This is a genomic window from Variovorax ginsengisoli, assembly GCF_030486595.1.
In the GTDB taxonomy this organism is placed as follows: domain Bacteria; phylum Pseudomonadota; class Gammaproteobacteria; order Burkholderiales; family Burkholderiaceae_C; genus Variovorax; species Variovorax ginsengisoli_B.
Genome location: NZ_JAUJZH010000040.1, coordinates 14328 through 37852 on the forward strand (window position 1 = coordinate 14328; position 23525 = coordinate 37852).

Consider the following 23525-nt stretch of genomic DNA (forward strand, 5'->3'; position numbering starts at 1 on the left):
AACGCATGAAGCGTGCCGGCCCTACGGGTGATGGATGCATGGATCACGTGCATCCACCGACCTTGATCGGGTGCATTGATTGCATCGAAAGTGCATCAATTGAGTGCAATGAGCGGTGCTACCGGCGTCTTGAGGGCGCCCGCCGGAGGGCTTTGATTATTTTTCTGGCCCTGCATCGGGCGCGGCGCTTGATTGATCGCGCATTGATCGCACGAGGGGCCGCCGGCAATGGCACAGCGCATGCGAATGAAGAGGGCGCGCAACACCTTTCATTCATCCTCATCTCGGAGCAAACATGCCCAAAGTCACCAAAGCAGCCAACGTCACCGGCGACGTCCTCGTCGACTACGAAGAAAAGGTCTTCGAAGACGTCAAAGCCGAACCGGGCGAGAAGGCCCTGGTCACGTTCCACACGGTCGCCTTCGAGGGCTCGATCGGCTTCGTCAACCTGCTGCAGGCCACCCGCCTGAAGCGCAAGGGTTACGAGACCTCGGTGCTGCTCTACGGGCCCGGCGTGACACTGGGCGTGCAGCGCGGCTTTCCGACGCTCGGCGACGAGGCCTTTCCTGGCCACCAGAACTTCAACAAGCAGATCACCAAGTTCATGGAAGAGGGCGGCAAGGTCTATGCCTGCCGCTTCGCGCTGCAGGCCCTGTACGGCCACGGCGAAGGCGCGCTGATCCCCGGCATCGTGCCGATCAACCCGCTCGACGTGCTGGACATCGTGCTGCTGCACAAGAAGGCCGGCGCGGTGATCCTCGACACCTGGACGCTGTGACGGCGGCGGCTGCCATGACATCACAACGCATCGTCCGCGCCGCGGCGGTCCAGATCGCCCCGGACTTCGACGACCCCGGCGGCACGCTGGCCAAGGTCTGCGCGGCGATCGACGAGGCCGCGGACAAGGGCGCGCAGATCGTGGTCTTCCCCGAGACCTTCGTGCCCTACTACCCCTACTTTTCCTTCGTGTTGCCTCCGGTACTCCAGGGCCCGCCGCACCTGCGGCTGATGGAACGCGCGGTGGTGGTGCCGGGGCCGGTGACGGCCGCCGTGGCCGAGCGGGCACGCTCGCGCGGGATCGTGGTGGTGCTCGGCGTCAACGAGCGCGACCATGGCAGTCTCTACAACACGCAGCTGGTGTTCGATGCCGATGGCGCGCTGGTGCTCAAGCGCCGCAAGATCACGCCGACCTATCATGAACGCATGATCTGGGGCCAAGGCGATGCAGCCGGCCTGAAAGTGGTCGACACGGCGGTCGGCCGGGTCGGCGCGCTGGCCTGCTGGGAGCACTACAACCCGCTGGCGCGCTATAGCCTGATGGCCCAGCACGAAGAAATCCATTGCGCCCAGTTCCCGGGCTCGCTGGTGGGCCCCATCTTCGCCGAGCAGATGGAAGTCACGATCCGCCACCACGCGCTGGAGTCGGGCTGCTTCGTGATCAACGCCACCGGCTGGCTGACCGATGCGCAGATCGCCGCCATCACGCCCGATGCCGGCCTGCAGAAGGCGTTGCGCGGCGGCTGCCACACGGCGATCGTCTCGCCCGAGGGCAAGCACCTGGCGCCACCGCTGACCGAGGGAGAGGGCATGCTGATCGCCGACCTCGACATGGCGCTGATCAGCAAGCGCAAACGGATGATGGATTCGGTCGGCCACTACGCGCGGCCCGAATTGCTGAGCCTGGCCGTCAATGGCCGTCCCGCGGCGACCACCTTCGCGATGCCCGCGTCCGCCACCGATTCTTCAACCCTCTCCAACGGGAGCCTCCATGACCACGACCGCCAATCCAGCCTCGCCATCGAGCCGGCAACTGATGACCGAGTTGCAGTCCTTCGGGTTGCGGCTGGATGACCCGAGCGCCGGGGCGGCGAGCCGCCGCGGCGGTGCCGGACCCTCGGACCACAAGGCCGTGACGGTCGACGGCCACACGATCATGGTGCCGGTCCATACTTCGAGCGCCTGGCACTCGCCCTTCACGGCGCAGGCGCCCGACGCACAGGGCCGCAGCACGCTCACGCGTGGCAGCATCCCGATCGCCAGCATCAGCTTTCCGAAGCAGCCGCGCTTCTACGCGATGCAGACCTTCGATGGCGTGCCGTACTCGCACATCGCGACCCTGCACGGCAGCGACGTGCTGGCCACCACGGTGCTGCAGACCTGCATCCGCTACGAGAGCCGGCGCAAGAGCTGCAAGTTCTGTGCGATCGGCCAGTCGCTGGCGGCCGGCCGGACCGTGGCGCGCAAGACGCCCGAGCAGCTCGCAGAGGTGGCCCGTGCTGCCGTGCTGCTCGACGACGTGAAGCACATGGTATTGACCACCGGCACGCCGAACGCTACCGATCGCGGCGCGCAGATCCTGTGCGAGAGCGCCTTCGCGATCAAGGCGGCGGTCGATCTGCCGATCCAGGGCCAGTGCGAGCCGCCCGACGACGACCGCTGGTTTCGACGCATGCAGGCATCCGGCATCGATACGCTCGGCATGCACCTCGAAGTGGTCACGCCAGAGGTGCGCGAACGCATCATGCCCGGCAAGGCGAGCGTGCCGGTGTCGCGCTACATGACGGCCTTCGAGGCGGCGGTCGGCGTCTTCGGCCGGGGCCAGGTCAGCACCTACGTCCTGGCTGGGCTCGGCGACACGCGCGAAGCCATCCTGGAGATGTGCGCGCACCTGCTGTCGCTCGGCGTCTATCCCTTCGTGGTGCCCTTCGTGCCGATCAGCGGAACGCCGCTCGAAGACCATCCGGCGCCGACGCCGGCGTTCATGAAGTCGATTCTCGAGCCGCTCGGGCGGATGGTGACGGCAGCCAACCTGCGCTCGAGCGACATCAAGGCGGGTTGCGGCAAGTGCGGCGCCTGCTCGTCCTTGTCGGTCTACGAAAGCTGACCATGGGCTGCATCGTCGATGACCGGCTCGAGCCGGCAGCGCAGTACCAGCCAATCGAGTTCCTGGTGCGCGAAGCCGTGCAGCACTGGGAGCGGGAACAGGCGCATGCGCTGCGCCGCGCCGTGTTCTGCATCGAACAGGGCATCTTCGTCGGCGACGATCGCGACGCCATCGACGATCGCGCGCAACTGCTGGTCGCGATGTCATGCATCGGCGGCATGCCCGACCGAGTGGTCGGCACGGTGCGCATCCACGAGAGCGCGCCGCAGGTCTGGTGGGGTTCGCGGCTGGCGGTGCATCCGGCCTTCAGGAGCCAGGGCCACCTGGGCGCAACGCTGATTCGCCTGGCGGTGTGCCGCGCGCATGCCCAAGGCTGCATCGACTTTCACGCCCACGTGCAGTCGCAGAACGTGCCCCTGTTCCAGAAGCTGCACTGGACGCTCGAAGGCGAGCTCGTCGTGCATGGGCGGCCGCATGCCGAGATGCGGGCCGGGCTCGACTTCTACCCGCCTTGCCATGACCCGGTGAGCGGCTTCGTTTCGCGCGCGCGGAGTGCCTCATGAGCCTTTCAGAACTCAGCGCCGCGCTGCGGGCCAGTCGCGGCTTTGCGCACAAGCGCGACATCAGCGATGTTGTCTCGGCGCTGGGCCGAGCGCTGCCCAACGGCAGCGCCGACCTCGGCCAGGCGGTACCGGTCGGCGACGACTGCGCGGCCCTGCCCGACGGCCAGGGCGGCTATCTGCTGTTCGCGATCGAGGGCCTGGTCGAGGACTTCATCGTCCGCATGCCGTGGTTCGCCGGCTACTGCGGCGTGATGGTCAACGTCAGCGACATCTACGCGATGGGCGGCCGGCCCGTGGCCGTGGTCAACGCCTTGTGGAGCGCGGGCATGGACCCGGCCGACCAGATGCTCAAGGGCATGGCGGCCGCGGCCAGCCGCTACGGCGTGCCGATCGTCGGCGGCCACAGCAACAACCGCAGCGAGCGGCCGCAATTGGCGGTCTCGATCCTGGGTCGCGCCAAGCGCCTGCTGACCAGCTTCGATGCCCGACCGGGCGACAGCCTGCTGATGGCGATCGACCTGCGCGGCGCCTACGAGGAACCGTTTCCGTACTGGAACGCCTCCACCTCTGCGCCGCCGGATCGCCTGTGCGGCGATCTCGAACTGCTGCCGCAGCTGGCCGAAGACGGCCTCTGCGATGCGGCCAAGGACATCAGCATGGCCGGCGCGGTCGGCACCGCGTTGATGTTGCTCGAATGCTCCGGTGTCGGCGCGACGATCGACGTCGACGCCATCCCGAGGCCGAACGGCGCGCCCTTGCCGCGTTGGCTCGGCGCCTTCCCGAGCTTCGGTTTCGTCTTGAGCGTGCGGCCGTCGCACGCGGCCGAAGTGAAGCGGCGATTTACCGCGCGCGACATTGACTGCGCAGTGGTGGGGCAGGTCGACGACACGCGCCAGCTGGTACTCCGCCGGGACAGCGATCACGAACTGCTCTGGGACCTGAACGACGATGTCTTCATCCGCGAGGCTGCCGTTGCGCAGGGCTTGCATGCATGACATGCCGGCTCGGGGCCCGCTCAGGATCGGGCTGCTGACGCACTCGGTCAATCCGCGCGGCGGTGTCGTCCATACGCTCGAACTGGCCCATGCGCTGCATGACGCCGGGCACGTCGTGACCGTGATGGCGCCGGCGGTGGAGGGGCAGCGCTTCTTCCGGCCGGTGCGTTGCGCGACGCAACTGGTGCCCGTGGGAGCTGTGCCGACCGACATGGTCGAGATGGTCGCCACCCGCATCGAGGCCTTCAAGCGCCACCTGGCGCCGCAGTTCGAGCGTACGCGCTTCGACGTGCTGCATGCCCACGATCCGATCGGGGGCAACGCGCTGGCCGACCTCGAGGACGCCGGCCTCATCGATGGCTTCGTGCGCACGGTGCATCACCTGGAAGTCTTCGCCTCGGCGCAGCTCATGGCCTGGCAGTCGCGCGGCTTCCGGCGCGCCAGCCAGGTGTTCTGCGCCAGCCGGATGTGGCGGGACATCCTGGCGCACCAGCATGGCGTCAGCGCGTCCGAGATCAGCAATGGTGTCGATCGAGCGCGCTTCAGCGCCGTCGGGCAGCCGTCGGACGCTGCGCTCGGACAGCGGCTCGGCATTCGCCGCGACGCTCCGGTCGTACTGGCGGTGGGCGGCATCGAGGAGCGCAAGAACACGCTGCGGCTGCTGCAGGCTTTCGTGACGCTGCGCGGGCAGAGGCCTGATGCCCAACTGGTCGTGGCTGGCGGTGCGAGCCTGCTGGACCATGCGTGCTACACGCTCGACTTCAAGGCGCTGGCACGGGCGAGCGGCCTGGGCATCGGCCCGGGCCAGCCATCGTGCTCACCGGACCGCTGGCCGACGACGACATGCCTGGCCTCTACCGGCAGGCCGACGTGGTGGCGATGCCGTCGCTGGTCGAGGGCTTCGGGCTGGTGGTGCTCGAGGCGCTGGCCAGCGGCGTGCCGGTGGTGGTGTCGCGCATCGCGCCGTTCACCGAATACCTCGGGGACGAGGACTGCGAGTGGGCGGACCCCTGCGATCCGGCGGCGATTGCGCTCGCGCTGGGCCGTGCGGTCGATACCCGCGACCGCGACCGGATCGCGCGCTCGGCCGAGCGCCTGGGCCGGCAGTTCAGCTGGACTGCGAGCGCACGGCGGCACGCGCTGCTCTATCGCCAGGGCTTGCACGCCTCCCATTCCTAGATCGCAACCCGTACGGAGAACCCCATGCCCGTCATGCACTTCAGCATTCGATGGCCCGACCAGCGCGAGACGCGCTGCTACTCGCCGTCCCTCGTGGTCCAGGACTATCTGACCCCGGGCCAGAGCTATGCGCTGGAAGAATTTCTGCAGCGCACCCGCGAAGCGCTCGGCATCGCCTCCGAGCGGGTCCGCGCCAAGTTCGGCTTTGCCTGCTCTCAGGCGATGGACCAGCTGGCCGAAATCGAACGGATCGCTGGCCAGTTCGCCGATCGGCCCGACGCCGAGGTCACGGTCGTGGCCTTCGAATGAACACTCCCACTGCTTCACATCCGAAAGAACATCATGTCTCCCAAGACCACCCACTACAGCGTCATCATCGTCGGGGGCGGCCAATCCGGCTTGTCGATGAGCCATTTCCTGCAACAGCGCGGCATCGACCACCTGGTGATCGAGAAGCGCACGCTGGTCCATAGCTGGCGCAGCCAGCGCTGGGATTCGTTTTGCCTGGTCACGCCCAACTGGCAATGCAACTTGCCGGGCTGGTCCTACCAGGGCGACGATCCGCACGGCTTCATGGTCAAGGACCAGATCAACGACTGGCTCGCGGGCTTCGTCGAGCAGGTGCAGCCGCCGGCGATCGAAGGCGTGACCGTCGAAAAGGTGTCGCGGGCGGGCGACGCCGACCAGTTCACCGTGCAGACCAGCGCCGGCAGCTTCACCGCCGGTCAGGTGGTCGTGGCTTCGGGCGGCTACCACAAGCCTGTGGTGCCGCGGATGGCTGAGAAGCTGCCGATGGACATCGTGCAATACCACTCGGCCCAGTATCGAAACCCTGCGCAGTTGCCCGAGGGCGCGGTGCTGGTGGTCGGCTGCGGTCAGTCGGGCGCGCAGATCGCCGAAGACCTGCATCTGGCGGGGCGCAAGGTCTACCTCGCGACCGGCAACGCGCCGCGCTGTGCCCGCTTCTATCGCGGCAAGGATGTGGTCGACTGGCTGGCGGAGATGAACTATTACGACATGCCCGTGACCCAGCATCCGCTGCGCGAAGGGGTGCGCGACAACACCAACCACTACGTCACTGGCCGCGACGGCGGCCGCGATATCGACCTGCGGCGCTTTGCCCTGGAAGGCATGGAACTCTACGGCCTGATGACCGGCCTCGACGGCGACGAGCTCGAGTTCCAGCCGAACTTGCGCGAGAACCTCGACCATGCGGACCGCATCTTCAACGGCATCAATGCGTCGATCGACAAGTTCATCGCCAGCCGCGGCATCGACGCTCCGCCGGGGGAGCCGTATGTGCCGGTCTGGCAACCCGACCGGGAGCGCACCAGGTTGGGCCTTCGCGCCTCGGGCATCACCAGCGTGGTTTGGTGCATCGGCTTCCTGCCCGATTTCGGCTGGGTCGATGCGCCGGTGTTCAACGGGCGCGGCGAGCCGGTGCATCTGCGCGGCGTGACCGGGCAGCCGGGGCTCTATTTCCTCGGGTTGCCGTGGTTGCATACCTGGGGCTCGGGCCGGTTCTCCGGCGTGGCGCGGGATGCGGAGTTTCTGGCCGAGGCCATCGCCTCGGCGGGCGCCATCGTGCCACCAGTCGAGCGGGCGCGCCAGGCGCACGCGGCCTAGACATGATGGTCGCCGCCTGTCTACTGGGCGGCGCCCATCATGTCTGCTGTGCAGCGTCTGCGGCCTGCACGGGCAGCTCAATCCGCTGCCCGGTAAGCGCGATGCCAACTTCCTGCTGGAGCCAGCGACGGCGGCGCCCGGTGCATGTTCAAGCTCTCGCACCCGATCGAGGCGCCGCTGGTGGCCGACTTCCGGACTCAGGCGCTCCTGCATGTCGCCCGCTCCGACCCCAGCCTGCCGGTGCAGCGCTTGCTGCCCGATCTGCACGGCGTGGCTTCGGTGCAGATTCAGGACGCCGAGGACCGCACGCGCGTGGCCCGCGTGTTCAGCTACCTCGAAGGCATGCCCACGCCGCAGGCGCCACGCTCGGCCGCCCAGCGCAGCATCGTGGCCAGCATGCTGGCGCGGCTCGACCGGGCCCTGGCCCACCTGAGTCACCCGGCCGGCGAGGGCGAATTGCCCTGGGACATCCAGCGCGCCGAGCGCGTGCGCCACAACGACTTCAACCTGTACAACCTGCTGGTCGATCCCGATGAACCGGCGCGCGTTTCCGGCATCCTTGACTTTGGCGACATGGCGCATGCGCCACTGGTGAACGACTTGGCAGTGGCCGCGTCGTACCACATCGATGAGAAGGGCGACGCGCTGACCACCATTGCTCGCTTCGCGGCAGACTGCCACTCCGTCCTGCCACTGACCGAGGGCGAGACCTTCGTGCTACTGGACCTCGTGCGCGCCCGCCCGACAACACGGCCTACCTCATCTGCAACAACGCCAGACACCGTGTTCTCCAGCGACGACGTGCTCACCGCGCCAGCCTGCTTTCTGCGCGCGGCGTTGGATGCCATCCACGCAGCTGGCGGCGTGTTAATCGCCGACGAAGTGCAGCCCGGATTTGGCCGAACGGGCGGGGCTTCTGGGGCTCCATGCGCCGGCGTGGTGCCTGACGTGATGACCATGGGCAAACCCATGCGCAACGTCCACCCGGTGGCCGGCCTGGCAGTGCGGCCCGAGGTGATGAGGCCTTCGGCCAAGCCAGCCGCTACTTCAACACCTTCGGCAGCAACCCGGTCTCGATGGCCGCGGCCGCCGCCGTGCTGGATGTGCTCGAGCAGCAGCAACCGCAGCGCAACGCGTTGGAGGTCGGCAACTACCGGCGCGATCGCCTGGCCGCGCTGGGGCAGCGACACGCCCTTGTGGGCGAGGTTCGCGGTGCCGGCCTGTTCATCGACCTGGAACTGGTGGCCGACCGCGCCACGCGCGTACCAGCCACGGCGTAGGCGGCGAAGGTCGTCAACGGCCTGCGCCTGCGCAAGGTGCTGCTGAGCGCCACCGGCCCCCAGGCCAATGTGCTGAAGATCCGCCCACCGCTGGTGTTCCAGCGCGAGCATGCGGAACTGCCGGTGGAGCGTCTGGACGAACTGCTGGCCGCCGTTGGCTGATCGGTGACGCGATCTCGAACATGCGCACGTGGTCGAGCGTTTCACGGCCGCCGGGGTCCCCCGCGGACCCGACCTCGGGCTGGCGGCGGATCTACAGGTCATCGGGCTGATGAAGCCTTCGTGCGGCAGCGGCGTATACGCGGAACTGATCGTCAGGACTCGCGCGACGAAGGTCGGATCGTTCGGAATCCAATTGCCCATGATGATCCGGCCGCCGTGCCTGGCGACACGCTCGAACGCCCGGCCACGTCGAACGGCTTGGACGCCGTCGCGCGCATCGCCGGCCGCGGCAATCAGGTTGCGGGCAAGGTCGAAGAAGGCACGTCAGCTCCAAGCTTCGCTTCCGGCAACGTTGTCATGCGTCGTCGCCGCGGCCCACATCGAGCACCTTCATGCCGGGCTCGATGCCTGGCCGCGCGAGTTCTTCACCGCTGTCCCGCATGAAAGCCGCGCTATCTGTGCGAAGCCGCCCCTTTCCCCTAAAGCCTGATTCGGATTTGTTTCGTCGTTTTCACAAAGCAAGGTGATCGACTCTTCATCAGAGCCCGTCGGCAAGCGCATCGTGACGACGATGGCCCTGTTCACTCGACCTTGAAGTCGATGACGTACTGGCCCGGACCGGTCGGCCCCGCGGTATAGGTGAATGGCTTTCCTGCCAGCGCCGAGCACTATGACCACCAAAGCCCCTGGTTTCCGCACGACGGCTTGGCCGGAGAGCCCTATGCCGGCGATCTTGTCCCATCCATAAATGAAGCTTCCCGTCAGGATGCCCCATCCAATGGGCTCCTGAGGGCGAGCAGGGCGACAACATTCTGGAACGTTGCGAGTGGTCCATCGGTCTCTTCCTTGGTGGTGGACGCTGTGGGATCGGGCGCAACGGCAGCGCCTTGGCGCGCTGGCCCACAAACGAGGGTTAGGATGGACGTCGGGCCGCGATTCGGTCCCGAAGGAACGTCGAATAGACGCCGAAACATCGCCGAAAGTCGGAAACCGGCCTGGCACAATGGCGAGCGGCTGCGAGATCAACGCCTTCGATCGTTCTCAACTCGACTTGCGTCGCGGAACGCTTCGGTCGGCCGATGTCGAGACTCCACTGCGGCCGAAGACCTACGCGTTGCTGTGCTACTTGCTGGCACATGTCGGTCGGCTTGTTTCGAAAGACGAGCTGCTGGAATAGGCATGGACGGGCACGGTGGTCACCGAAGACTCGGTGGTCCAGTGCGTAGGCGAATTGCGAGCGGCGCTTGGCGCGCGCGGGCCGGTGCTGGTCAAGACCATACCGCGGCGCGGCTACCTGCTCGACGTGGTGGTTTCGTCGAGTGCGCTGGCGTCCAGGCCGGATTCGAGCGATGCGGCTGCGGCAAGCGTCGCAAATGCCCGTTCGCCAGGAGGCGGGGTGCAAAAGCGGCTGGTGCTCGCCTTGCTGATCGCTCTCTCTGGTTGGAGTGGGAGTTACGTGGTGGCTGCAACAGGGCCACCCGAACATTGATCGAGCCATCGCGGCCACCCGTGTCATCGCCTCCTGCCCTTCAGCGATCTGAGCGAGCCGGTGTCACCGGCGTTTGCCGAGGCGGTCGTCGAAGACCTGACGGTCGCAGTCGCGCAGCATTCGGAGACGCTCGTCATTTCCACCGGCTCAACAGCCGGATTCGGCGATGCCAAGGTCGATGCGTCAAGGGCGCAGAAGGCCTTGGGCGCCACACACGTGCTGACCGGCAGCGTACTGCGGGACGGAGAGTCGGTGCTGATCCGCGCCCATTTGCGCAACGCCATGGAGTCCACGTTCCTGTGGAGCGAACGCTTCGAATACACCGGTGTGGCGCACTGGGACTGGCAACGCGACATCACGCAGCGTGTGGCCAACGCGTTGGACACCCGGCTTCGGGACGCACACGTTCCGCACGCAGCGGATGCCGGCTACGCCATGGGCGCCATCGAGGCAACGCAGAAGGGCGACTTTATGCTTCGGCACGCCAAGGTGCGTGAGGATATGCACCGCGCGAGGCGCTTGTTCGCGACGGCGCTGTTGGCCGATCCGGACTCAGTCGTCGCGCTCGACGGGTTGGCCTTTACGCACATCGCAGAGGTGTCGCACCGCTGGAGCACGAAGCGCGACTCACACATCGAGACTGCCTCGAAGCTGCTTGACCGCTCGCTGGTACTCGCGCCCAACTATGCGATGACGCACTACGGCCGCAGCCAGATCCTGTACGTGCGGGGTCGCATCGACGAGGCTGCTCAGGCCTGCGAGCAGGCCCTCGCGCTGTGGCCGAACCACATCTACGCGCTGCAGCGACTGGGCTTCTACCGCCTGCAGCAAGGTCGGCCGACGGAATTGGTCGAGCGGGTCCGGCTTGCCTTGCGCTTGAATCCGCTTGACAGCCAGTGGGCTTCGCAAGGGCACGTCTTTCTCGGGATGGCGCAGTTTCATCTGCGACGCGACGAAGAAGCCTACGCGGAGATGCGCAAAGCCGCGGCGGCCAATCCAAGCAATGGCTTTCCCTGGCAGTGGATCGCGGTCATCGATGCCTTGCATGGCCGCGACGAGTCGGCGCGGTCCAACCTCGCGTCGTTCCAGAAGCTCATTCCGAATCAGACCGTGAGTGGCCTGAGGGCGACCGAAAGCTCCAGGAGCCCTGAATTCTGGGCTGAGCGCGAGCGTTTTTACGAGGGTCTGAGCAAGGCCGGCCTGGCGCTATGACGTCTGATGGCTTGGCATTTCCGCGCCGACACGGCGTGCTTGAGCGCCCGGGATGCGGACGTCAGCTTCATTGGGTCAAACCCTTCGACAGAGTGTCAGCGTTGGGGCCCGGAGCACCTGTGCGGCAACCAGGAGAGCGGCCATTCAATCGGTCCCAAATCCAAGGCGTGACATCGGCCGCTCAACGGGCCAGCGGCGGGCAACGTCTGCATCACTGCTGGAAGCGGCCTTCGAATCAGAGGTCTACGCGCCTCCAGACGACTGCGAACGGCATCGCAGCGTGAGTTCGCCCGGCAGCGGGGAAGAACAGCAACCGCTTCTATGAGGGCTGGAATGTCAAGGCCCTTCATGGCGGTCGATCGTCAAGACTGAGCGATCGAAGGTCGGGAACCGATGGAAGTCCGAGTCCGTGCCCGGACGAGCTTCTATCCGTGCGGGTCCGTGAACCCTGCACCTCATGCTGCATGCGCGCCAGACGCGCTGGCAGGTTCCCGCTTTGCGAGGCGCCCCATCTGCAGCACCGGTCACAATAGAGATGTGACCCTGTGGTTGCACGGGCGCTTCGACATTCGATCATGAAGTTCATCTGGATCAACAAGTGACTCGGCGCCGGGGCATCAGGTTTGGACGACCTTCATTTGCGCACCGGCCGGTATCTCGCCGTCTTGCAGGAAGCGCCACAGGGCAATGGCCAGACGCCTTGCCAGGGCCACGATACCCACCCGTCGCATGCGTGCACCTTCGCCCGCGAAGCGCTTGTTGAACCAGCGGGCGATCGCACTGCCTGGCTGCAAGCGCAACCAGCCCCACGCCAGTTCCACCAGCAGAGTTCGGGCCCTTCGGTTGCCAGCCTTGCTGATGCCCTGTTCGACCTGGCTGTCGCCACTGGCATACGGTGTGGGTGCCAGGCCCAGGCAGTTGGCGAGTTCCCGCCGGTTGGCGAACCGACGCCAGCCAAATATCTCGTGCACGAGCACCCAGGCTCCCGTCTCACCGATCCCGCATAGGCGCATCAACTGCGCGACCATCGGCTTTTCTCCCTGTTGAAGCGCGATGCGGCGTGCAGCCTCGATCTGGCGAACTTGCTCCTTGACGAGTTGCAGCCGCGCGAGTTCACGCTCGATTTCCGCGCACAGCTTTCTGCCCAACTGTTCACCGTGCTGTGCCCACCAAGTGGACCAGTCGCGGCCGCCGATGTGCACGCGTGGGCGCAGGTTGTGCAGCACCAGTAGCGAACCGATTCGGTTGGTGTGCGAGGTGCGCTCGTGGATCAGCCGTTCGAGTTCACGAGGTTCACGGCGTTCGTCCTCGTCGCTCTTGCTGGGCTCGCGCAACACCGACCACACTCGCTCCCCGCGGTGGTGACGCACCAGCATCGTCTGCAGCTTGTCGGCATCGAGCCGATCGGTCTTGGCGCGTCGGGCTCGCCGGTTGACCTCGATACTCGCGGCGTCAACCACGATGTTGTCTACACCCAGTTCGCTGAGCCAGCGATGCAGCCACCAGCCGTCGCGGCCGGCTTCGTAGCACGTGTGCACTTGAGCGCACGCGGGCGTCTTGAATCGCTTGCCGGCTCGCACGATGCAGTCGGTCACGGCAACTTGGTCGCCCGCAGAGATCGTGAATCGACTCACCGTATTGCGACCGTCGCCGACACTCAGCTTCCACTGCTTGTCGCCCAGTTCAAAGCTCATGTACAGGTCTTCGGGCTTGGCCTTCTCCTGGCACCGTGGCGCTGTTCCAGTTGTAGTCATTTCGATGCTCCTTTAAGAGAACTGGAGCCGCTGTTTTACGCTTTCCTTCAGCCCCTCATAGCATCTGCACAGCAGCCACACGACGGGCGCAGGTAGAGGGGCCCAAGCCGTCTTGTGACTCAACCCGACGCGCGACTGCACTGCACTCGACACCTGTCACACGCAATTGGACCGCTGGTGAACGTTGCCATCACACCGCCGCAAAAGGTTTCCTACTTTGCTGTCATCGAACGTAGTGCCTCAAGAAGTTTTACCGCGGGACCGGGCAGCATACCTGCCCTACGTCTGAAGGCGGTGAGCGTCCGGCGGTCGGAAGCACCCGGTATATCCAGGGCGTCGATCAGTCCAGCCTTCCGCTCGGCGTCATACATCGGCTCAGGCATCCAGCCAAGGAAGCCTGAGCGGCCGATCAAGCTTTTGAGCGCGGTGACGGAACGCGTCTCGACTACGACGTTTGGCAGTGCCAGGTTCTGTCGGGAAAACACTTTCTTCATGTGCTCAAAAGGTCCAGTTCCCTTTGGAAGGATGGCCCATCGCTCAGACAGCGTGTCTGAAAGTTTCAGCTTCGGTTCCTTTCGCAATGGATGGCGTCGACCCGCGACGACGTAGCTTGTGTCTTCCCACCGGCAATCCTTGACCGCTACGATCTCATCGGTGTCCTCGATGTCGACACCGAGCGCAAGATCGATTTCGTGTGAAACAAGCGCATTCGCAAGGCGATCCCACACGCCTTCAATGATCTGAACCTGCAGGTTCGGCCATTTTTCGCAGGTAGCGCCGATCGCCAATGGAAGGACCAAGCACGCGATGCTACCGACGGCGCCGACACGAATGGTGCCCTTTGCCAAGCCCAGCATTGCCTTGATGTCCTCGTTTGCGTGCTCCGATTCGCGCTGCAAAAGGACCGCGTGCGGTTGCAGCGCGCGCCCCACCTCCGTCAGCTCCATTCCTTTCGAGTGACGCTCAAACAACGGCGCGCCCGCCTGTTCCTCCAACCTGCGAATCGTGCGGCTCAAGGCAGGTTGCGTCACGTTCAATGCAGCGGCTGCTCGGCCAAGACTTCCGGACGAGACGATGGCATTGAAAGCGATGAGATGTTGAAGATCGAAAGTCATACGTAACAGTAATGACTTTTGCTCGAAAAGGCAATTTTCAAGGAGGCCGCGAGATTCCACACTTCAGGCATCGAGACAAGCGTTGGGACGTTCCCCAGCGCACAGCCAGAAAGTGAGAGCGCGAAATGACCGGACCAGGACCGCACGCCGTCGCCGAGACGGCCCAGCAACCCACCAGCATTACCGTTCGCGACGCAGTGTTCGATCTCATGCGCCGCTTCGGCATGACCTCCGTGTTCGCGAATCCGGGGTCGACCGAACTGCCAATGTTTCGGGACTTTCCCAGCGACTTTCGCTATGTACTTGGGTTGCAGGAGGCCAGCGTCGTCGGCATGGCCGATGGCTACGCTCAAGCAACCCGCAATGCTTCCTTCGTGAACTTGCATTCGGCCGCGGGTGTCGGCAATGCAATGGGCAATATCTTCACGGCGCACAAGAATCGCACGCCGATGGTCATCACGGCCGGTCAGCAGGCGCGCTCGATCCTCCCGTTCAATCCGTACCTTTCCTCCGCGCAGGCTACAGAACTGCCGAGGCCCTACGTGAAATGGAGCATCGAGCCAGCGCGTGCCGAAGACGTCCCGTTGGCGATTGCTCGGGCGTACTACATTGCGATGATGCCGCCGTGCGGCCCGGTGCTGGTTTCGGTGCCCGTCGACGATTGGGACCGGGCGGCTGAATTGGTGCCGGCGCGAGTTGTCAGTACCGAATTGCGTCCTCAGCCTGCCGTCCTTGCGCAGATCGCTGATGCAATAGGCGCAAGCGATCGACCTGCAATCGTTGTGGGCGCCGCGATCGACCGCGACAACGCGTGGGACGAGGTCGTCGCGCTAGCTGAAGCACACAATGCCCGCGTGTGGGTTGCACCGATGTCGGGCCGTTGCAGTTTCCCGGAAGACCACAGGTTGTTTGCCGGGTTCCTGCCTGCAATGCGGGAACGGATCGTCGAACTGTTGGGCGGTCATGACCTGATCCTGGCCGTTGGTGCGCCTGCGTTCGCGTACCACATCGAGGGTGCGGGCCCGCACATTCCCGCTGGCGCGACTTTGTGCCAGCTGACCGAAGACCCGGACACCGCAGCCTGGGCGCCAGTCGGCATATCGGCCGTCGGAAGTATCCGTCTGGGTGTCCTCGATCTGCTGGCGCGCCCGCCGCAAAAAGATCGTCCCATTCCACCCGCGAAAAGCGCAGTACCGAGAGCAGCGCCTTCGTCGCTGATGTCCGTTGCATACGTGCTGCAGACGCTTGCGCAAGCAAAGGAACCCGATGACATCGTGGTCGAAGAAGCACCCAGCGCCCGTGCGGTGATGCAGTCCTACCTACCCATTACGCGCAGCGAAACCTTCTACACGATGGACAGTGGCGGCCTCGGATACGGCATGCCTGCGGCTGTCGGCGTCGCACTTGGCAAACCGGAAAGCCGCGTCATTTGCCTGATCGGCGATGGGTCGAGCATGTACTCCATACAGGCGCTTTGGAGTGCAGCCCAGAGCAAACTGCCGATCACATTCGTGATCCTGAACAACCGGCGCTACGCAGCGCTACAAGAGTTCGCGCCGGTATTCGGGTTCTCTTCCACCGATGTTGTCCAGGGGACCGAATTGCCCGACATCGACTTCCAGTCGCTGGCAAAGGGAATGGGTTGCGCCGCTTCCCGCGTCACCGCTCCCGGCGAACTGCGCGAGGTGCTTGATCGCGCCCTGGCCAGCAACGCCCCCTGCGTCGTGGAGGTTCGCGTCGCCTGACTGCTCCCACCTCTCGATTTCACGCCTATCCGATTCCCACATTCAAATCACCAGCCGGAGACAGAAGCCATGAAGATTTCGATGTTGATCAACGGCGAGCCAACCCAAGCTCGCAACGGCGCCACCTTCGAGCGACGCAATCCGCTCGACGGCAGTGTCGCCACTATCGCACCCGCAGCCACCGCGGAAGACGCTGTCGCTGCCGTTGAGGCCGCCGCCACGGCTTTCAAGGCCTGGTCGCGCACCGGCCCGAGCGAACGCCGCGCGCTGCTGATGAAGGCCTCACAGGCGCTGGAAGCCAAGGCCGAGGCATTTGCAGCAGCCGTCGCTTCCGAGACGGGTGCCTCAGCGATCTGGGCGGGCTTCAACGTTCACCTTGCGGCTGGCATGTTGCTCGAGGCCGCGTCGCTGACAACTCAGATCAGTGGCGAAATCATCCCCTCGGACGTTCCGGGCAGCCTCGCGATGGGCGTGCGTCAGCCTGCGGGCGTCGTCCTGGGCATTGCCCCCTGGAATGCGCCTGTGATCCTTGCGGTGCGCGCCATTGCAACACCTCTGGCTTGCGGGAACACCGTGGTGCTGAAAGGAAGTGAAATCTGTCCGGCCACCCACGGCCTGATCATCGAAGCGTTGCAGGAAGCTGGTCTGCCCAAGGGCGTCGTGAACTTTGTTACCAATGCGCCGGCGGACGCAGCTGCCGTGGTCGAAGCGATGATTGCGCATCCAGCCGTGCGGCGCGTCAACTTCACCGGGTCGACCCACGTCGGGAAGCTCATTGCCGCGACCTGTGCCAAGCACCTGAAGCCAGTGGTGCTTGAGCTCGGTGGCAAGGCACCATTGGTCATCCTGGACGATGCTGATGTCGACGCAGCCGTCAATGCGGCCGTCTTCGGTGCATTCGCCAATTCGGGCCAGATCTGCATGTCAACCGAGCGCATCGTCGTCGACAAGAGCATTGCTGACGAATTCGTTGCGAAGCTCGGCGCGCGCGCATCGAGTCTGCCGCTCGGTGACCCGCGCCTCGGCCCGGTGGTCCTCGGCTCCGTAGTGGACATGAGCACGGCGAAACGCTGCAACGATCTGATCGACGATGCGATCGCCAAGGGCGCGACGCTCGTGACGGGCGGGAAGGCGAACGACACGCTGATGCCAGCGACACTGCTCGACCATGTCACCGCCGACATGCGCATCTTCCGAGAGGAAGCGTTTGGCCCGGTGAAAGGCATCGTGCGCGTCAGTGGCGTCGACGAGGCGGTGGCTTGCGCCAACGACAACGAGTACGGCCTGGCAGCCGCTGTTTTTGGCCGTGACATTGCGCGGGCCATCCAGGTGGCCGGACGCATCGAGTCCGGGATTTGCCATGTAAACGGCCCGACGGTGCACGACGAAGCGCAGATGCCGTTCGGCGGCGTCAAGGGAAGTGGGATCGGGCACTTCGGCGGCAAGGCTGGCGTGGACGCATTCACCGAACTGCGCTGGATGACTGTGCAGACAACACCGCGTCACTATCCCTTCTAACAACTCGGTGCTTTCTGGCGCACACCGACCGCGTCATTGCGGTCGGATTGGACCGGTGCGTCCTCAAATTCCAAGGAGACAACAATGCGCTTGATTCACTCTCGTGCACCGGCGACGGGCCCCCGCGGCCGGAACGCCAGTGTTGTGTTGGCTGCCATCATTGCGTTGGCTTTGCCCACCGCAGCCTTCTCCCAAGCATGGCCCGCGAAGCCTGTGAAGGTGGTGGTCAACTTCCCTCCCGGCGGTGCCGCAGACCAGATTGCACGATCCCTGGCGCAGCCGCTGCAGGAAGCGCTAGGCCAGCCGGTGGTCGTCGAGAACAAGAGCGGTGCCGGCGGCAATATTGGCGGCGAAGCTGTGGCAAAAGCGGCGCCCGATGGCTACACCCTGTTGATGAGCTCTGGCGGCATGGTGTCCGTCAATCCGCACATCTATCCCAAGATGCCGTTCGATCCCGCCAAGGATCTGGTGCCAGTGGCCTCGGCGGCGCGCGTGCTGGTTTTCCTGGTGACGCAGCCTGCCTTCCCTGCCAAAGACGCCAAGGGCTTCCTGGCTCATCTCAAGGCAAACCCGGGCAAGCTTTCGTTTGGCTCGCCAGGCAATGGCAGCTCGCCTCACCTCGCAGCCGAGATGATGAAGTCGCAAGCCGGCGTTTTTGCAACGCATGTGCCATACCGGGGCGCCGCACCTGCTCTGACGGACTTGTTGGCTGGCCAGCTGGACTTCCTGTTCGACCCGGGTGTTGCGATACCGCACATCAAGGCGGGCAAGGTCAAGGTTCTTGCCGTCGGCAGCCTCAGGCGATCTCCGCTGTTTCCCGACGTGCCGACGCTGGACGAGGCAGGGCTCAAAGGCTTCGATGCGGATACTGTGTTTGGCTTCTACGCACCCGCAGGTACGCCAACTCAAGTCATCGCTCGATTGAATCTCGAGATCAACAAGGCCCTCGCGCTGCCCGGCCCACGCGAGCGCATTGCAGCCCTCGGCGGCGAAGCTGCACCTATGACGCCGGAACAGTTCCGAGACAAGGCGCTCGAGGACGGAAAGCGATTTGGCAAGGTCATTCGCGAGCAAAAGATCGTCGGGGACTGAGCTCCAACGAGCAGTACGGACACCCCCGCACCCAGTCAACGCATCAACGCAGTCGAAGGAATCATCATGCGCACCCAAGTTGCCATCATTGGTGCTGGCCCCGCTGGCCTCATGCTCTCCCATATCCTGCACTTGCAGGGCATCGAGTCCGTCGTACTCGAAACACGTAGCCGCGAGGCCATCGAGGCCACCATCCGTGCCGGCGTGCTTGAACAGGGCACGGTCGATCTCATGAAGGAGATCGGCGTCGGCGCCCGGATGGAACGCGAAGGCTTTCGCCACGATGGAACGATCCTGCGCTTCGATGGCATCGACCGCCGCATCGATTTTCCGGAGCTCACCGGCGGCAAGGCTGTGATGGTGTACGCGCAGCACGAGGTCATCAAGGATCTGGTTGAAGCGCGATTGGCCAGCGGCGGCGACATCCGCTTCGAAGTGACCGATGTCAGCGTCCATGACCTGGATACGACGTCGCCGAGCGTGCGCTTTCGCCAGCAAGGCGGCGAGTTGCAGACGATCGAAGCTGACTTCATCGCCGGTTGCGATGGCACGCAGGGCGTCAGCCGGCCCGCAATTCCAAAAGGCGTGCTGAGAGGCTTTGAGCGCCCCTATCCTTTCGGATGGCTCGGCATCCTCTGCAAGGCGCCACCATCGTCCGAGGAGTTGATCTATGCCCTGAGTGATCGTGGTTTGCGCTCGTGAGCACGCGCTCGCCCGATGTGCAGCGCATGTACCTTCAATGCGAGCCAACTGACAAGATCGAGAACTGGTCCGACGACCGCATCTGGAGCGAGTTTCGCGCTCGCTTGGCGACGCGCGACGGTTGGGCACCGAAGGAGGGCCAGATTTTTAGCAAGACTGTCGTCGGCATGCGTAGTTTCGTGACCGAACCGATGCAGTACGGGCGGCTTTTTCTGGCTGGTGATGCGGCTCACGTGGTGCCACCGACTGGGGCCAAGGGCCTGAATCTGGCCGTGGCCGACGTGCGTGTGCTTGCGCGCGCCATCGGCGAGTTCTACAAGGCGGGCCGAGAGGATCTGCTCGAGCGCTACAGCCAAACCGCGTTGCGACGAATCTGGAAGGCGCAGCGCTTTTCATGGTGGATGACATCGATGCTGCATCGATTCCCCGGTGCCGATGAGTTCCAGCACAAGGTGCAGGTCGCCGAACTCGACTACGTCACGGGGTCGCGCGCTGCTTCAACAGCACTGGCGGAGAACTACGTGGGTCTTCCCTTCGACGCCTTCGAGGACTGAGTCCATGCAGAACCGCCCGTGCAGAGGCGGACTGCGTCCAAAGCCATGCTCGGGTGGCATGACTATCTCTCATTAAAGCAATTTCCAGATAGTGCTCCAACTTTGACACTGCATTACCGAAGCGCGAGGCGACGCCGAAGCGCTCAACCAGGAGACAAGACATGATTAAACGAACCCCGTTGACGGCTGTCGCGCAATCCTTGCGCTCGCACCGCCCCCCTCAGCGTTCGATGCAAGCTACCTGTGACTCCGGAGCATGCGCATGACCGCCCAAGCAATCCCCTTCAGGGGCAATGCCGACATCGGTCGTTTGCTCGACGATGGCGCCTACACAACCATGCAAAAGGTAGTGGTCTTTCTGGCAGCCATGTCCATCGTGATGGACGGCTTCGATGGCCAACTCATCGGCTTCGCGATTCCGCTCATGATCAAGGAATGGGGCATCACCCGCAGCGCCTTCGCACCGGCGGTGGCCGCGGGCCTGATTGGCATGGGGATTGGCAGCGCTTGCGCGGGTCTCTTCGCTGACCGCTTCGGCCGTCGGATGGCAGTCATTGCAAGTGTTCTTGTGTTTGGTTCAGTCACTTGTGCCATCGGTTTCGCACCGGACGTCCTGACTGTCGCCGCACTCCGGTTTGTTGCCGGTCTAGGCATCGGGGGTGCGCTGCCGAGTTCGACTACGGTCACGGCGGAGTTCACCCCGGCGCGACGCAGAACACTGGCGGTCACGGCAACGATCGTCTGCGTACCGCTCGGCGGCATGCTCGCTGGATTGTTCGCTGCGGAAATCCTTCCGGCCTTCGGCTGGCGCGGCCTGTTCATGATCGGTGGAAGCTTTCCGATTGCTCTGGCCGTCATTCTTCTGTTCACGCTGCCTGAGTCGCCCCGCTTTCTCGCACGCCATCCGGCGCGCTGGAGTGAGTTGGGCAAGCTGCTGGGCCGCATGAATCGTCCGATGGCTGCCGACGTGACCTACAGCGACGCTGCAGAACAGGTCGTCGAGAAACGCGCTGGTTTCGGTGCGCTCTTCTCAGGTGGCTTGGCAGGTGACACGCTGGCGACCTGGGCGGCCTTCTTCATGTGTCTTACCGCCGTCTACAGCGCCTTCAGCTGGTTGCCGACCATGCTCGCTTCCGAAGGCCTGTCGATGGCTGTTGCGGGCTCGGGCTTGACTGCCTACAACCTCGGAGGCGTCGTTGGCGCCTTGGTTTGCGCCGTTGCGATCACCCGTTTCGGTTCACGTTGGCCATTGGTCCTGTGCTGCGCGGGTGCGGCAGCAAGTGCGTTCGCCTTGCAAACCTTGAATGTGGGACGCGATACGAACCTGCTGATCTTCGGCTTCGGTGTGCATGGCATGTTCGTGAATGCGGTGCAGTCCACAATGTATGCGCTGTGCGCCTTCATGTACCCCACGAGTGTCAGGGCGACCGGGACGGCTTCCGCCCTTGCCTTCGGACGGCTGGGCGCCATCCTCAGTGCCTTTGCAGGCGCTGCGGTGATCACGGCGGGCGGCGCTACGGCCTATCTGACGCTGCTTGGTTCGGCGATGGTCTTCGCGATGGTTGCCCTCCTGGCCGTCAGGCGCCACATCCCGAAGCGCGCGGTACTGCTGCGCCCGAGCCAAGCGGCGACGGCCACGAACTAACCGCCAGGCCTGTTCACGCCTATCTCATCGTGCAACTCAGCAATCGAAACAGATCATGAGAATCTCTATCGTCGGTGCGGGAGCTATGGGCTCCATGTTCGGGGGCCTGCTGGCCGAATGCGACAACGACATCACGCTGATCGACGTCAACGATGCGCACGTTAGCGCAATCCACGCTGACGGCCTACGCCTGACTACCGATAGCGGCGATCGGCATATCAAGGCGCTCAAGATTTGCCGGCCGGAAGAGGCCACTGACATCCCAGAGCTACTCGTCGTGTTCACCAAGACGCTACACACGCACGCCGCACTCTCGGGTGTGAAACATCTGATCGGACCTGATGTGCATTTGGTGAGCTTGCAGAACGGCTTGGGCAATGTTGAGGCGATCTCCGAATTCGTTGATACGGAGCGCGTTCTCATCGGTGTGACCACGTGGCCGGCCGACTTGGTTGGACCGGGTCACGTGCATTCTCACGGCAAAGGCGTCGTGCGGCTCATGGCAGCCGATGGGATCGCTCGACCGATAGTCACATTGGTTTCCGAAACGCTCTCACGTGCTGGCCTAGAGTGCACGTCGGATGCCACTGTGTGGGCTGCAATCTGGGAGAAGGTTGCGTTCAACGCTGCACTCAACAGCATCTGCGCTGTTTCCGGATGCACCGTTGATCAGCTCGGTTTGGTATCTGACGGTCGCCGCCTTGCAGACGAGGTCGTCTCGGAGGTGCTTTCGGTCGCACAACGCCTTGGCATTAACGTGAATCCTGACATGTGCAAGACCAACGTCGCAGGCGCCATCGCACAGCACAAAGGACACAAGCCCTCGATGCTGCAGGATATTGTTGCGGGACGTCGCACCGAGATCGAGGCCATCAATGGTGCTGTGGTCGCTGCGGCCAGGCGCCTCGAGATGAAGCTACCCACTACCGAGACGCTGTTGTCGCTCGTGCGCCTTGCGGAAGCTCGTGCTTTCGCCTGACATGACGCGTTTGGTCCGATACCTCAATCCACTAGGGGACAAATCATGAAACTCTCGAAGATCTTTGCCATCGCGTGCACGTGCCTGTCGGTCGCCGTGACCGCCGCCAGCGCCTCCGATGCGTATCCGACCAAGCCCATCCGATGGGTAGTTGCATACTCGGCCGGGGGCGGTTCCGACGCACTGGCACGCGCGGTCGGCGCTCAGCTCTCCACACAGCTCGGCCAATCGGTCCTGATAGACAACCGGCCTGGCGGCGCAACCGTGATTGGGGCCGACGCGGTGGCCAAGTCGGCAGGAGACGGCTACACCGTCCTCACGGCAGACAATGGCACTCTGATATTCAACACGGCGCTTTTCAAGAAGCTGCCCTACGACCCGAACAAGGACTTCGCACCTGTCGGGCTGATGGCCAAGTTTCCTCTCGTGCTGGCAGTCAACCCCAGTTCGGGGTATGGAAGCGCGAAGGAACTCATCGAAGCCATGCGAAAGCAACCCGGCAAGCTCAGCTATGCGACGCCGGGCGTCGGCAGTCCTCACCATCTGGCAATGGAGATGCTCAAGGAGCGCGCCAAGGTCGACGCCGCGCACGTCGCGTACAAGGGTGCAGCCCCGGCCATTCAGGACGTGGTGGGCGGTCAACTCCCGATCATGGTGGTCGACACGGCGGCGGGCATGCAGATGATGAAGGCCGGCAAGCTCAAGCCGCTGGCGACCTTCTCGAAGACCCGGCTGCCGTCGATGCCGGATGTTCCGACCCTGATGGAACTTGGCTACACCGACATCGAAGCCGCTGCCTGGCAAGGCCTGGTCGTGCCGGCATCCACGTCCAAGGACGTGATTGCAAAGTTGAGTACCGAACTGCAAAAGGCCATCGCATCTCCGGCCATCCAGACGCAGTTCGCAACCATGGGCCTCGAAGCTACGCCGAGCGACGCCGCCGGAATGGCCAGGCATTGGAGCGATGAATCGAAGTACTGGCCCAAGCTCATTCGTGACCGGCAGATTACACTCGACTGATCCAAACATGG

The 23525-nt window shown here is 64.3% G+C and carries 20 protein-coding genes and 2 pseudogenes; 20 read left to right on the top strand and 2 right to left on the bottom strand.

Annotated elements, in window-relative coordinates:
• Positions 1-295 precede the first annotated feature (295 nt).
• The 13 genes and pseudogenes from QZH52_RS34620 (at position 296) to QZH52_RS34680 (ending at position 11390) form a co-directional block, all read left to right on the top strand.
• Positions 296-778 (top strand): MSMEG_0572/Sll0783 family nitrogen starvation response protein, encoded by a 483-nt coding sequence (locus tag QZH52_RS34620; RefSeq protein WP_301815796.1) that lies wholly within the window; start codon positions 296-298, stop codon positions 776-778.
• A gap of 14 nt (positions 779-792) precedes the next feature.
• The gene (locus QZH52_RS34625) at positions 793-1851 is read left to right on the top strand and encodes a Nit6803 family nitrilase (RefSeq protein ID WP_301815797.1); all 1059 of its coding nucleotides are present in this window, start codon (positions 793-795) and stop codon (positions 1849-1851) included.
• Positions 1814-2884, top strand: coding sequence for an MSMEG_0568 family radical SAM protein (locus QZH52_RS34630; RefSeq protein WP_301815838.1), 1071 nt, complete (start codon positions 1814-1816; stop codon positions 2882-2884). Before QZH52_RS34625 ends, QZH52_RS34630 begins: the two co-directional genes overlap by 38 nt.
• A gap of 2 nt (positions 2885-2886) precedes the next feature.
• Positions 2887-3447 (top strand): MSMEG_0567/Sll0786 family nitrogen starvation N-acetyltransferase, encoded by a 561-nt coding sequence (locus QZH52_RS34635; protein WP_301815798.1) that lies wholly within the window; start codon positions 2887-2889, stop codon positions 3445-3447.
• On the top strand, positions 3444-4442 hold the full coding sequence (locus QZH52_RS34640; RefSeq protein WP_301815799.1) for a sll0787 family AIR synthase-like protein: 999 nt from the start codon (positions 3444-3446) through the stop codon (positions 4440-4442). The genes QZH52_RS34635 and QZH52_RS34640 overlap by 4 nt, the downstream gene beginning before the upstream one ends.
• Positions 4435-5621: pseudogene (locus QZH52_RS38915) on the top strand (MSMEG_0565 family glycosyltransferase). Before QZH52_RS34640 ends, QZH52_RS38915 begins: the two are co-directional and overlap by 8 nt.
• A 24-nt stretch (positions 5622-5645) precedes the next feature.
• Positions 5646-5930 carry an MSMEG_0570 family nitrogen starvation response protein gene (locus QZH52_RS34650; protein WP_301815800.1) on the top strand — a complete coding sequence of 95 codons (285 nt, stop codon included), beginning with the start codon at positions 5646-5648 and terminating at the stop codon, positions 5928-5930.
• 33 nt (positions 5931-5963) lie between these two features.
• Positions 5964-7247, top strand: coding sequence for an MSMEG_0569 family flavin-dependent oxidoreductase (locus QZH52_RS34655; protein WP_301815801.1), 1284 nt, complete (start codon positions 5964-5966; stop codon positions 7245-7247).
• Positions 7248-7391: 144 nt separating this feature from the next.
• Positions 7392-8573, top strand: a complete 1182-nt coding sequence (locus QZH52_RS38920) for an aminotransferase class III-fold pyridoxal phosphate-dependent enzyme (RefSeq protein ID WP_436411662.1) — start codon at positions 7392-7394, stop codon at positions 8571-8573.
• Positions 8564-8689, top strand: a complete 126-nt coding sequence (locus tag QZH52_RS38830; RefSeq protein WP_366919360.1) for a hypothetical protein — start codon at positions 8564-8566, stop codon at positions 8687-8689. The genes QZH52_RS38920 and QZH52_RS38830 overlap by 10 nt, the downstream gene beginning before the upstream one ends.
• 28 nt (positions 8690-8717) lie before the next feature.
• Positions 8718-9179 (top strand): hypothetical protein, encoded by a 462-nt coding sequence (locus tag QZH52_RS34670; protein WP_301815802.1) that lies wholly within the window; start codon positions 8718-8720, stop codon positions 9177-9179.
• Between the two features lie 702 nt (positions 9180-9881).
• Positions 9882-10178, top strand: a complete 297-nt coding sequence (locus tag QZH52_RS34675) for a hypothetical protein (RefSeq protein ID WP_301815803.1) — start codon at positions 9882-9884, stop codon at positions 10176-10178.
• A gap of 60 nt (positions 10179-10238) precedes the next feature.
• Positions 10239-11390, top strand: coding sequence for a tetratricopeptide repeat protein (locus tag QZH52_RS34680; RefSeq protein WP_301815804.1), 1152 nt, complete (start codon positions 10239-10241; stop codon positions 11388-11390).
• A gap of 617 nt (positions 11391-12007) precedes the next feature.
• On the opposite strand, the gene QZH52_RS34685 is transcribed toward QZH52_RS34680, so the two are convergent.
• Both QZH52_RS34685 and QZH52_RS34690 read right to left on the bottom strand, forming a co-directional pair.
• The gene (locus QZH52_RS34685) at positions 12008-13144 is read right to left on the bottom strand and encodes an IS110 family RNA-guided transposase (protein ID WP_436411663.1); all 1137 of its coding nucleotides are present in this window, start codon (positions 13142-13144) and stop codon (positions 12008-12010) included.
• Positions 13145-13356: 212 nt separating this feature from the next.
• Entirely contained in the window at positions 13357-14259 is a 903-nt protein-coding gene (locus QZH52_RS34690; protein ID WP_301815806.1) for a LysR family transcriptional regulator, read from the bottom strand.
• 125 nt (positions 14260-14384) lie between these two features.
• Between QZH52_RS34690 and mdlC the strand changes: the two genes are divergently transcribed.
• The 7 genes and pseudogenes from mdlC (at position 14385) to QZH52_RS34725 (ending at position 23514) form a co-directional block, all read left to right on the top strand.
• Positions 14385-16004 (top strand): benzoylformate decarboxylase, encoded by a 1620-nt coding sequence (gene mdlC / locus QZH52_RS34695; protein WP_301815808.1) that lies wholly within the window; start codon positions 14385-14387, stop codon positions 16002-16004.
• Positions 16005-16073: 69 nt separating this feature from the next.
• Complete coding sequence (locus QZH52_RS34700; protein WP_301815809.1) at positions 16074-17522, top strand: aldehyde dehydrogenase; 1449 nt, start codon at positions 16074-16076, stop codon at positions 17520-17522.
• Between the two features lie 84 nt (positions 17523-17606).
• Positions 17607-18614: a Bug family tripartite tricarboxylate transporter substrate binding protein gene (locus QZH52_RS34705; protein WP_301815810.1), complete on the top strand. Its 1008-nt coding sequence runs from the start codon at positions 17607-17609 to the stop codon at positions 18612-18614.
• 66 nt (positions 18615-18680) lie between these two features.
• Positions 18681-19870 (top strand): annotated as a pseudogene (gene pobA, locus QZH52_RS34710) (4-hydroxybenzoate 3-monooxygenase).
• A 262-nt stretch (positions 19871-20132) separates the two neighbouring features.
• Positions 20133-21515, top strand: a complete 1383-nt coding sequence (locus QZH52_RS34715; RefSeq protein ID WP_301815811.1) for an MFS transporter — start codon at positions 20133-20135, stop codon at positions 21513-21515.
• A gap of 55 nt (positions 21516-21570) precedes the next feature.
• Positions 21571-22494: a ketopantoate reductase family protein gene (locus tag QZH52_RS34720; protein ID WP_301815812.1), complete on the top strand. Its 924-nt coding sequence runs from the start codon at positions 21571-21573 to the stop codon at positions 22492-22494.
• A gap of 45 nt (positions 22495-22539) precedes the next feature.
• Entirely contained in the window at positions 22540-23514 is a 975-nt protein-coding gene (locus QZH52_RS34725) for a Bug family tripartite tricarboxylate transporter substrate binding protein (RefSeq protein WP_301815813.1), read from the top strand.
• Positions 23515-23525: the final 11 nt, after the last annotated feature.

What these genes read in the sequence shown, in the direction of transcription:
- QZH52_RS34620 (WP_301815796.1), top strand. Translation starts at nt 296, where the DNA reads ATGCCCAAAGTCACCAAAGCAGCCAACGTCACCGGCGACGTCCTCGTC.
- QZH52_RS34625 (WP_301815797.1), top strand. Translation starts at nt 793, where the DNA reads ATGACATCACAACGCATCGTCCGCGCCGCGGCGGTCCAGATCGCCCCG.
- QZH52_RS34630 (WP_301815838.1), top strand. Translation starts at nt 1,814, where the DNA reads ATGACCGAGTTGCAGTCCTTCGGGTTGCGGCTGGATGACCCGAGCGCC.
- QZH52_RS34635 (WP_301815798.1), top strand. Translation starts at nt 2,887, where the DNA reads ATGGGCTGCATCGTCGATGACCGGCTCGAGCCGGCAGCGCAGTACCAG.
- QZH52_RS34640 (WP_301815799.1), top strand. Translation starts at nt 3,444, where the DNA reads ATGAGCCTTTCAGAACTCAGCGCCGCGCTGCGGGCCAGTCGCGGCTTT.
- QZH52_RS34650 (WP_301815800.1), top strand. Translation starts at nt 5,646, where the DNA reads ATGCCCGTCATGCACTTCAGCATTCGATGGCCCGACCAGCGCGAGACG.
- QZH52_RS34655 (WP_301815801.1), top strand. Translation starts at nt 5,964, where the DNA reads ATGTCTCCCAAGACCACCCACTACAGCGTCATCATCGTCGGGGGCGGC.
- QZH52_RS38920 (WP_436411662.1), top strand. Translation starts at nt 7,392, where the DNA reads ATGTTCAAGCTCTCGCACCCGATCGAGGCGCCGCTGGTGGCCGACTTC.
- QZH52_RS34685 (WP_436411663.1), bottom strand. Translation starts at nt 13,144, where the DNA reads ATGACTACAACTGGAACAGCGCCACGGTGCCAGGAGAAGGCCAAGCCC.
- QZH52_RS34690 (WP_301815806.1), bottom strand. Translation starts at nt 14,259, where the DNA reads ATGACTTTCGATCTTCAACATCTCATCGCTTTCAATGCCATCGTCTCG.
- mdlC (WP_301815808.1), top strand. Translation starts at nt 14,385, where the DNA reads ATGACCGGACCAGGACCGCACGCCGTCGCCGAGACGGCCCAGCAACCC.
- QZH52_RS34700 (WP_301815809.1), top strand. Translation starts at nt 16,074, where the DNA reads ATGAAGATTTCGATGTTGATCAACGGCGAGCCAACCCAAGCTCGCAAC.
- QZH52_RS34705 (WP_301815810.1), top strand. Translation starts at nt 17,607, where the DNA reads ATGCGCTTGATTCACTCTCGTGCACCGGCGACGGGCCCCCGCGGCCGG.
- QZH52_RS34715 (WP_301815811.1), top strand. Translation starts at nt 20,133, where the DNA reads ATGACCGCCCAAGCAATCCCCTTCAGGGGCAATGCCGACATCGGTCGT.
- QZH52_RS34720 (WP_301815812.1), top strand. Translation starts at nt 21,571, where the DNA reads ATGAGAATCTCTATCGTCGGTGCGGGAGCTATGGGCTCCATGTTCGGG.
- QZH52_RS34725 (WP_301815813.1), top strand. Translation starts at nt 22,540, where the DNA reads ATGAAACTCTCGAAGATCTTTGCCATCGCGTGCACGTGCCTGTCGGTC.